This is a genomic window from Streptomyces solincola (genome assembly GCF_002982015.1).
Taxonomy (GTDB): Bacteria; Actinomycetota; Actinomycetes; order Streptomycetales; family Streptomycetaceae; genus Streptomyces; species Streptomyces solincola.
This window is the reverse complement of the sequence record NZ_PVLV01000318.1, coordinates 1-8,297: the sequence shown is the minus strand read 5'-3', so window position 1 is coordinate 8,297 and position 8,297 is coordinate 1. Positions and strand designations below refer to the sequence as shown.

The window sequence follows — 8,297 nt, the reverse complement described above, 5'->3', positions numbered from 1 at the left end:
CCCGCCGGTGCCAGTTGAGGATGCCGGCCAGCCAGTCCTCCAGCTCCCGCAGATACCGCCCGAGCGCCGCCCTGCCCTCCGCGTCCAGTCCGAACTGCTCAATCAGCAGCGGCAGTTCACTGGCCTTGAGGTGCTCGAACTGGCGCAGCCGGCCGCGCATCAGGTCGTCGACGATCCGCACCCCGGTCGGGTAGTCGCAGCCGAAGAACGTCTGCACCACCAGCACGCCGTTGTGCACCTCGCCCTCCACCTCGATCTCCTTCTGGTAGGAGAACAGGTCGTTCAGCAGCGTCCCGTAGTCGGAGACCGCCTTCTCCACCGCCCGCATCGCTCCCGTCGCGAAGAACTCCGCCGGCAGCGCCCGCCCGTGCCGCAGCCTGGCCAGGCTCATCGTCAGCTCCGAGCCGAACGTGCGGCGCCGCATCTCCACGTAGTCCACCGGGTCGGGCACCCGGTGCAGGGCCTGGTTGTGCAGCTCCCACAGCCAGCTCTCCAGCATGTGGTCCACCGCCAGCCTCAGCGACGCCCGCTCCGCCGCCCCCATCGGCGCCGCCGTCCGCTCCCACAGGTCCGCCAGCGACCGCTCCAGCGGACCGGCCGCCCCCGCCGCCCCGCCCGCCGGATCCTCCAGCGGCATGCACGCCTTCAGCCGCTCGGTCAGCGCCCTCGCCCCGGCCAGGTCGCGGACGCGCCCGAACACCAGCGGGTAGTAGTCGTCCCCGTAGGTGCCCCAGGCCAGCCACTGCGAGCTGAGCTCCAGCTCCTCCAGGGTCGCGTCAGGATCCAGCCCCGCCGCGCACAGCGGCAGGTCGAAGCCCGCCATCAGCTCCCGGTCCCAGATGTCGGCCAGCAGCCCCATGCCCTCGGCCCAGTCCAGGCACGACACCCGCGCCGCCTCCAGATGCGGGCTGAGCGAGAGCGGATACGGCAGGTCGAACTCCGGCAGCAGCGAAGGCCCCACCACCTGGTGCGGCACATGCGCCAGCGACCTCAGCCGGGCCCGCGCCGGCCGCCCGAACAGCGCACCCGTCTCCAGTGCCGAGGCGCCCAGCACCCCGCCGCCGCGCGCACCGCGCGCCGCCCCCTCGTTCATGTAGCGGCTGGAGCGCAGATGCCACTCGTGGCCGCCCGACTGCCAGTCCTGCAACCCCTTCGCGTACGCCGCCACCGCCGCGCACCGCGCCAGGTCCAGCCCCTTCTCCGCGCACAGCGCCGGCACCTCGGTCAGCGCCGTGTGCTCGAACTGCTGGAGCCGCGAGGTCAGCAGGTCGTTGACCGCCTCCGCCGCCTCCTGCGTCGAACACCCCAGGAACGTCTCCAGCACCAGCACGCCGTTGCTGTTCTCGCCCTCCTCCTCCACCTCCCGCTGGTAGGAGAAGAGGTCGTTGCGCAGATGGACCGCGTCCGAGAAGGCGTCCCGCAGCACCAGCAGCGGCCGCTCGTGCGCCACCGCCGCGGGCACCTCCGCTCCCGCCGCGAACTCCACCAGCCCGGCCGACCAGGGCGCACCGCCCACCTTGCGGCGCATCTCCACGTACTCCACCGGATTGGCGATCCGGCCCTCGTTGATGTTGGCCAGCTCCCACAGCGACTCGTTCAGCAGGTGCTCGGTCGCCTCCGCGAACCGCGCCCGCCAGGCCGGCGACATCGCCGGCACCGTCCGCGCCCACAGATCCGCCAGCCCCGCCTCCACCGGATTGGCCGGCTCCGCCGCCGGCTCCCCCTCCAGCGGCATGAACGCCGGCAGCCGCTCCAGGTACGCCCGGCCGCCCGCCATGTCCTGGCCGCGCTTGAACACCTCCAGGAAGTGGTCGTCGAAGAAGAACACCCACACGTACCAGTCGGTCACCAGCGACAGCGTCGGCGCGTCGCAGTCCGGGTGGGTGTACGCGCACAGCAGCGCGTAGTCGTGCGCCTCCAGGTCCCGCTCCTCCCACACCCCCGAACCCTCCAGCATGCCCATCCGGCGCGCCCACTCGCGGGTGTGCGCGCGGGCCGCGTCCACGTGCGGGTTGAGCCGCGCCGGGTACGGCAGATAGAAGTCCGGCAGGACGAAGGGCTGTGCCATGCGAGGGCGACCTTTCGGTACGGGTGCGGAACCTGGCCCGGCGGCCGGAGGCCACCGCCGGGCAACGCCCTACCCGTCACACCTTCGGCCCACGCCCGCACCGCATTAGTCATACCGGCCGGCGGGTCCGCCCCGGCCTCAGTCCACCCGCACCGCCAGCAGGCACGCGTCGTCGTCGTGCTCCCCGCGCACGTACTCCGCCCTCAGCCGGTCGATGATCCATTGCGGCTCCATCCCGGCGCACGCCGTCAACGCCGTGACCAGCTCACCGATCCCCTGTGTGATGTCCTGCCCGCGCCGCTCCACCACCCCGTCCGTGTACATCAGCAGCACGTCCCCCGCCTCCAGCGGGAAGTCCGCCACCGGGTACGCGTGGCCCGGCAGCACCCCCAGCAGCGGTCCCCGATGTTCCACCGGAAGAGTGAACGCGTGCGCGCCCCGCAGCAGCAGCGGCGCCGGGTGCCCCGCGCACGCCCACCGCAGCACCCGGCTCTCCCCGATGTGCCCCACCGCCACCGTCGCCGTGTTCGCCGCCGGATCGGCGCACACCAGCTCGTTCAGCCAGGTGATCACCTCGCCCGCCGCCGCCCCCGTCTGCGCCAGCCCCGCCACCGCGTGCCGCTGCTGCGCCATCCGGGCCACCGCCTGCAACCCGTGCCCGCTCGCGTCCCCGATCGCCACCAGCGACCTGCCCGTACGCGCCAGCGGACGGCACTTGAACCAGTCCCCGCCCACCGCCGCCTCCGGCTCCGCCGGCACGTACGCCGCCGCCGCCGTCAGGCCCAGATCCGCCAGCCCCTCCGAGTAGGTCGGCAGCAGCGCCTCCCGCAACGCCGACGCCACCCGTTGCTCCGCCGCGGCCTGCTGCCGCAACTGCTCGGTCTCCCGCTGCTTCTCCACCAGCCGCCGCCGGCTGCGCATCTGCGGCGTCAGGTCCCGCGCCACGATCTGCAGCGCCCACGGTCGCCCGTCCGTCCCCGCCACCGGCCGGCCCAGCAGGTCCACCGTGCGCACCTCGCCCAGCACCGTGAACCGGATCCGCGTCCAGGCCGGCTCCTCACCCGCCAGCACCGACGCGATGAACTCGCCGAACGGCCCCACGTCCGCCGCCACCAGCGCGTCGCACAGCTCCAGCAGCGACCACGGCAGCGCCGGGTCCGTGCGGAAGATCCGCTGCAACCCCTCCGACCAGGACACCGACCCCGACAGCAGGTCCCAGCGCCCCCACCCCATCGACGCCAGGTGCTGCGCGTCGATGGTCAGCAGCTCCGCCTGACTGCGCACCGGACGCCACGTCGTCAGCACCTGGTCCCCGCAGGACGCCGCGTAGTGCACGAGCTGGACCCGGCGCAGCCGCCCGTACCGCTCCTCCGTGTAGTCCACCACCAGGCCGTTCAGCGCCCTGCCCGTGACCAGCACCTGCCGCAGCGCCGCCAGCAACCCGCTGGAGCGCGCCCCCGGCCGCGCCTCGGCGAAGAACGGCTGCCCCACCTGGTGGTCCGGCGGAGACAGCCACTCCGCCGAGCGCACATGGTTGCCCGCCCGGATCGTGAAGTCGGTGACCTCCCCGTCCCCGTCCCGCACCGGGGTCAGCAGCGCGGCCGACAGCGGGACCGCCGGCAGCGCCGCGCACAGGCACCGCCACTTGTCGTGGTCCGCGCCGGCGTCCGCGCACGAGTGCGTCGTCCCGTCGCCCTGGCCGCACGGGCACGCCGCCGCCCGGGACGGGCCCGGGCCCGCCGGAGGCGCGGCCGCCTCCGCGTCGTCCGCCTGCCGGCCGCGCCGCACCTCCGCGCGCAGCGTCGCGATCTCCCGCTCGATGTACGCCTTGAGACCGGCCAGATCGTCGGGGCGCGAGGTCACCGGGACCCCTCCGCTCCGGCGGTCGGCCGAACGAGCTGTCCGCGCGGATGGTTCATCGGCGCTGTGCCTCCCTCTCGCTGCCGTGGCGCCCCGCGCATCGCGGGCGGGACGCTGACGCGGGCGGCCGCGCCCCGGACCGGGGCGCCCGCCGACCGCCGGGCGCCGCGCCGGGCCGCCCGGACACCGCGCCGGTCGCCATGGTCACGATGATGCCGCGCCCGCACCCGACCGGCATCACCACCGCCGGGCGCCCTGCGCGGTGTGCCCGCGCCGCACCCCGCCAAACGCCGCCCCCGCCGCGCCGGGCCCGAAGTCCCGGCCTGCTCCGTCCGCAGGGCCGCCCCGGCCGGGCCCGAGGACCCGGAGGCTGCGGGCCGGACGGCGGGCGTGACCCCGCCGGCGCGCGGCAACACCGAGGACAGCCGACCGTCCGACCACCGCCACCGAGGAAGGCGCACGATGCACTGGAAGTCCCGGATCAAGGCCCGGCTGTCCCACCTCACCCGCCGCTCCGCCGCACCCGGCCCGCCGCCGGACCTGTGCCTGCACAGCCCCGCCGCCGGCGCGCACTGGCACTGCGTGGAGCGCCGGCGGGTCGGCTGGCGGTGCGCCGACAGCCTCTGGCACCCCTGCGACGTCCTCCTCGAACGGCGTACGGAGCAGGGCTGGACCCCCGTCGCCCTGCTGGCCGCCCGGGTCGACCCGCGCGCCCACGGCGCCTCCGTGCTGGTGCCCGAGCTGCCCGCGGGGCCCTACCGGGTACGCGTCACCTCGCCGGAGCTGGCCGCCGCCGCGTGCAGCGCCCCCGTCCGCATCAGCCGCTCGTGAAGGACGGCGCCGCGCAGCCGCTGACCGCGGACGGCCCCGTGCAGCCGCGCCCGGCCGACGGCGGCGGGCCCGAGGACGCCCTCGCCCGGCTCACCGCCGAAGCCGACCAGCTCCGCCGGGCCCTCACCAGCCGCACCGCCATCGACCAGGCCCAGGGCATGCTGATGGCCCTCACCCCCTGCCCCGCCGAGGACGCCTGGCACCTCCTCGTCGCCGTCTCCCAGCAGACCAACACCAAGCTCCGCGACGTGGCCGCCGCCCTGGTCGCCACCGCCCGCGGCCACCCGCTGCCCCCGCCGCTGAGCGGGGCCCTGCACCAGGCCCTGCGCCGCGCCCGCACCCCGCCCTGACCGCACGCGGCGCCCGCCGGCGGGCGCACCGCGTGAAGCAGTGCGCACACCGACGGGCGCTGAGCGAGCCCATCAGCCACCACCCGCGTACGACCGGCGGGCGGCGCGTACGAGCACGCGCCCGCGCACCGCGTACGGCCGCCGGTCCGGGCAGCGTCGTCAGCGGGTGCCGACCGCCGCGCGTACGGCCCGCCGGGCCATCGCGCAGTCGTCGTGCAGCCGCCGCAGCAGCAGCCGCTGCTCCTCGCCGGGCGCCACCGCCCCCGCGGGCACCGGCACCGAACCGGCTGGCGGAGCCTCCCGTATCGTCCGCTGCACCGCTGTCTCGCAGGTCCGGATCTCCCGCATCAGCACCAGCATCAGGTTCACCAGGAACGCGTCCCGCGCCGCCGGTCCCTGCGCCTGCGCCAACTGGCTGATCTGCCGCCGGACCGCGGGCGCGTCACCCACCACCGACCACAGCGTCGCCAGGTCGTACCCGGGCAGGTACCAGCCCGCGTGCTCCCAGTCGACCAGCACCGGACCGGCCGGCGACAGCAGCATGTTGGCCAGCAGCGCGTCCCCGTGGTTGAACTGCCGCGGGCCCTGCCGGCCGCCCGACAGCGCCACCCCCCGCAGCAGCTTCTGCAGGTCGTCCCGGTCCCGGTCGGTGAACAGCCCCAGCTCGTGGTAGCGGGCGATCCGCGGCCCGTACTCCAGCGGCTGGCCGAACGTTCCCTCAGGCGGCTGCCAGGCGTTGACCCGCACCACCGCGCTCAGCGCGGCCCGCACGTCCGACCGCGACGGCGCCTCCGCCGGATGCCGCTTCAGCGCCGCGGCCCGCCCCGGCATCCGCTCGATCACCAGGGTGCAGCTCTCCGGATCCGCGGCCACCAGCCTCGGCGCCCGCACCGGCGGACGGTGCCGGACGAAAGCCCGGTAGGCGGCGATCTCGTGCCGGATCCGCTCGGCCCACACGGGGGAGTGGTCCAGTAAACACTTCGCCACCACCGCCGTACGCCCGGTCGTGCCGACCAGCAGGACCGACCGGCCGCTGCGCCGCATCACCTGGACCGGGTGGAACTCCGGGCAGATCCGGTGCACGGAGGCGATCACCTTGCGCAGCTGCGCGCCCTGAGGACCGGACAGGTCGATCCTCCCGCTGAGCGGCCCGGGCGCCGTACCCGTCCAGCGCCGCACCCGGCCCGCCGGGGCGGTGACCGGGTACGGACCGCCGCCCGCCGGCAGCGGGCGCTGCGGCCGGGACGGGGCGGACACGGAGGCCGATGCTGTGTACATGGGGAAGACGGATCCCTTCGTGTGCCGACGAGTTCATCCACGCTGCCCCGACCCGGCCCCGCACCGGCACCCTGGGGAGTGCGGGCCGGCCGCCGGGATCGGGGTGGCGCATTCCTACCTGACACCCGGGCGCGGGTGGCACACCATCTGGCGGACCCTGGCGAACCCTGGCGAATAGTCGCCAGGCCCATGCCGCCGGGCTAGTGTCCAACTCAGCCGAGAACCTGGGGGCTTGACGTGACCGGAGTACCCAACACCCGACTGTCGGACCTGTTCGGCCTGGCCAACTGGTCCAAGGGCGAACTCGCCAGACTCGTGAACCGGCAGGCGGCGGCCATGGGCCATCCGCAACTGGCGACCGACACCTCGCGGGTACGCCGCTGGATCGACAAGGGCGAAAGTCCGCGAGATCCGGTGCCGAGGGTGCTGGCGGCTCTGTTCACCGAGCGGCTCGGCCGTGTCGTGACCATCGAGGACCTCGGGTTCGTGCGCCAGAAGGGCCGCCGGAAGGACGTCGGCACCACCGACAACCCCGACGGACTGCCATGGGCGCCGGAACGGACAGCCGCGGTCCTCACCGAATTCACGGGAATGGACCTCATGCTCAACCGACGCGGCTTGGTGGGCGCGGGCGTCGCGCTCACCGCGGGCACCGTACTCACCAGCGCCATGCACGACTGGCTGCACACCGATCCCGCGCTCGCCCCCGACGCACCCCGCCAGGCCGAGTCCCTGCCCCACGCGGAACCGGCCGGCTTCGACCGATACGAGGCCGCCCCGGTGGGATCCCAGGAGATCGAGGCCCTGGAGCACTCGGTGGAGATCTTCCGCGCCTGGGACGCCGCGCGGGGCGGCGGCCTCCAGCGCAAGGCCGTGGTCGGCCAGCTCAACGAGGTCGGCGGAATGCTCGCCTACCGCCACCCCGACCACCTCCAGCGGCGGCTGTGGGGCGTCGCCGCCGACCTCGCCGTCCTCGCCGGCTGGATGTCCCACGACGTCGGCCTCGAACCGGTCGCCCAGAAGTACTTCCTCATCGCCGCGCACGCCGCCAAGGAAGGCGGCGACCGCCCCCGCGCCGGCGAGGCGCTCTCCCGCGCCGCCCGGCAGATGGTCCACCTCGGCCGGCCCGGCGAGGCGCTCGACCTGATGCGACTGGCCCATGCCGGGTCCGGCGACCGGGTCCTGCCGCGCACCCAGGCCATGCTCCACACCATCGAGGCCTGGGCACACGCCTCCCTGGGCCAGGGCCAGGCCATGAAGCGCACCCTCGGCAAGGCGGAGGAACTGTTCGTCTCCGACAAGGACGACGAGCCGATGCCCGGCTGGATGGCGACCTTCCGCAGCGAGGACATGTACGGCATGCAGGCCCTGTCCTACCGCACCCTCGCCGAACACGAGCCGTCCGCCGCCAAGCCGGCCCTGCACTACGCGGAGAAGGCCCTGGAACTGCGCGTCGACGGACGCCAGCGCTCCAAGATCTTCGACCATCTCTCCCTCGCCTCCGCCAGCTTCATCGCCGGCGACGCCGAGCAGGCCGACCGCTCCGCCCGCGAGGCGCTGTCCTCCATGAACGCCAACTCCTCGCACCGCACCTGGGACCGGCTCGACGAGATGTACCGCCTCAGCACCCCCTACGCCGACCAGCCCCAGGTCGCCCGGCTCCGCGAGGAGATCGACCAGGCCCGGCCGAAGAAGGCCGCCGGGACCGGCCGCCGCAACCGCCCCGCCTGAGGCCGCCGGCGGTCACGACCGCGCCATGCCCGAGGGGCCGGCCGCGCACCCGCCGATCGTGCGCGACCGGCCCCGCCGGCCCCCCGTCCCGCGAACGCGGACGGCTCTCAGCGCTGCGCGCCCACCCGGGCCACCAGCACGCAGGCGTCGCTGTCCCGGGGGGCCGGCGGGGCCGGTCG

At 74.9% G+C, this 8,297-nt stretch carries 6 protein-coding genes; 3 read left to right on the top strand and 3 right to left on the bottom strand.

Features of this window, described 5'->3' with window-relative positions; translation table 11 throughout:
* Together C6N75_RS20310 and C6N75_RS20305 are read right to left on the bottom strand one after the other, a co-directional pair.
* The coding region (locus C6N75_RS20310) for a terpene synthase family protein (RefSeq protein WP_105870342.1) at positions 1-2,068 on the bottom strand (2,068 nt) is incomplete at its 3' end.
* Positions 2,069-2,206: 138 nt separating this feature from the next.
* A complete protein-coding gene (locus C6N75_RS20305) occupies positions 2,207-3,931 on the bottom strand; it encodes a PP2C family protein-serine/threonine phosphatase (protein WP_105870341.1) in 1,725 nt (574 codons plus the stop codon).
* Positions 3,932-4,390: 459 nt separating this feature from the next.
* Here C6N75_RS20305 and C6N75_RS31695 point away from each other — a divergent pair, with 459 nt between their 5' ends.
* Both C6N75_RS31695 and C6N75_RS31690 read left to right on the top strand, forming a co-directional pair.
* Positions 4,391-4,759, top strand: coding sequence for a hypothetical protein (locus C6N75_RS31695; RefSeq protein ID WP_105870340.1), 369 nt, complete (start codon positions 4,391-4,393; stop codon positions 4,757-4,759).
* Entirely contained in the window at positions 4,756-5,109 is a 354-nt protein-coding gene (locus tag C6N75_RS31690; protein ID WP_258177512.1) for an ANTAR domain-containing protein, read from the top strand. Before C6N75_RS31695 ends, C6N75_RS31690 begins: the two co-directional genes overlap by 4 nt.
* 159 nt (positions 5,110-5,268) lie before the next feature.
* Here C6N75_RS31690 and C6N75_RS20290 read toward each other — a convergent pair whose 3' ends face one another.
* Complete coding sequence (locus tag C6N75_RS20290; protein ID WP_105870339.1) at positions 5,269-6,387, bottom strand: aminoglycoside phosphotransferase family protein; 1,119 nt, start codon at positions 6,385-6,387, stop codon at positions 5,269-5,271.
* Positions 6,388-6,624: 237 nt separating this feature from the next.
* Between C6N75_RS20290 and C6N75_RS20285 the strand changes: the two genes are divergently transcribed.
* The gene (locus tag C6N75_RS20285; protein ID WP_105870338.1) at positions 6,625-8,118 is read left to right on the top strand and encodes a DNA-binding protein NsdB; all 1,494 of its coding nucleotides are present in this window, start codon (positions 6,625-6,627) and stop codon (positions 8,116-8,118) included.
* The last annotated feature ends 179 nt before the right edge of the window (positions 8,119-8,297 follow it).